This window comes from Propioniciclava tarda (genome assembly GCF_900182665.1).
Lineage (GTDB): Bacteria > Actinomycetota > Actinomycetes > Propionibacteriales > Propionibacteriaceae > Propioniciclava > Propioniciclava tarda.
On record NZ_FXTL01000040.1, the window covers coordinates 1 to 1,255 of the forward strand.

The 1,255-nt window shown below is 63.9% G+C and carries 1 protein-coding gene; it reads right to left on the bottom strand.

The window, feature by feature from the left end:
- Positions 1–149 precede the first annotated feature (149 nt).
- A complete protein-coding gene (locus tag FN821_RS14060; RefSeq protein WP_421958060.1) occupies positions 150–1,139 on the bottom strand; it encodes an IS5 family transposase in 990 nt (329 codons plus the stop codon).
- Positions 1,140–1,255: the final 116 nt, after the last annotated feature.

Consider the following 1,255-nt stretch of genomic DNA (forward strand, 5'->3'; position numbering starts at 1 on the left):
CCTAGGGATGCGCTGATCATTGGTGCTACTGCTGCCGGGTGGGTCTGACTGGCGGGTTGTGGGCTGTTGGGGTGTTTCGGGCTGGTCGCTGTTGCTTTCGGCTGCCTGCCTTGGGGCCTTCCGACGGGTTCGGGCAGGCTGCCGCCGGCCTAGGCGGTTGTGATCGCGGTGTTCATTCGTGCCTGGATCATGGTGGCCCGGGCTGTCATGAGCAGGTTCGCTGAGGCCATTGCGACCTGGAGGTGGTGGAGGTTCTTGGCCAGGCCGCGGTAGCGGGTCTTGGCGAACCCGAAGTCCCGCTTGACGATCAAGAACACATGCTCGATCTTCGCCCTGACCGATGCCTTGCGGGACTCGATTGCCTGTTCGTGGGGGTGCATCTGTTTCAACGCGCTCTTGCGTGCAGCAACCCGCCACTCGACCTGGGCAAGATGCTCATCGTTGATGATCTCGGAGCGTTTCTCCACGCCTTGGTAGCCGGCATCGGCGTAGACGACCTGATCGTCAGCCCGGACAAGATGGGTGACCTCGTCGAGGTCATGCACGCTGGCCGCGGTCACGGTGATCGAGTGGACCAGGCCGGTCCCGGCATCCACTCCGGCGTGGGCCTTCATCCCGAAGTACCACTGGTTGCCCTTCTTCGTCTGACGCATCTGCGGATCCCGGGTACCGGTGGCGTTCTTCGTCGACGAGGGGGCGGCGATGATCGTGGCGTCCACGATGCTGCCCCCACGCATGACCAGGCCGTCGGCTTCCAGCTTCGCGTTCAGCGAGGCGAACATCGCCGCACCCAGCTGGTGCTTCTCCAGCAGATGACGGAAGTGCAGCAGGGTCGTCGCGTCGGGGACCTGCTGGCGGCCGAAGTCCAGCCGCATGAACTGGCGCATCGCGAACGAGTCGTTGATCTGGTCCTCCACACCTTCATCGGACAGGTGGAACCACACCTGCAGCAGGTACATCCGCAGCATCGTCTCGATCGGGACCGCTCGCCGTCCGCGCTTGTTGCTGTAGTAGTGCGGCTCAATCAGCGCCACCCAGTCGACCCACGGCACCACGGCGTCCATCTGCTTGAGGAACGCTTCCCGCTTCGGGACCCGGCGGCGCTGGCCGTACTCGACCTCGGACAGACTCGGCTGCAACTCATCCACAACCCGTATTTTACCTAGCCAGAGCCACAATCGACGAACCCGACACGACCATCCCGCCACCCAGCCGGCGTAACCCCGGGTCGCGCATTGATCAGCGTTTCCCTAGG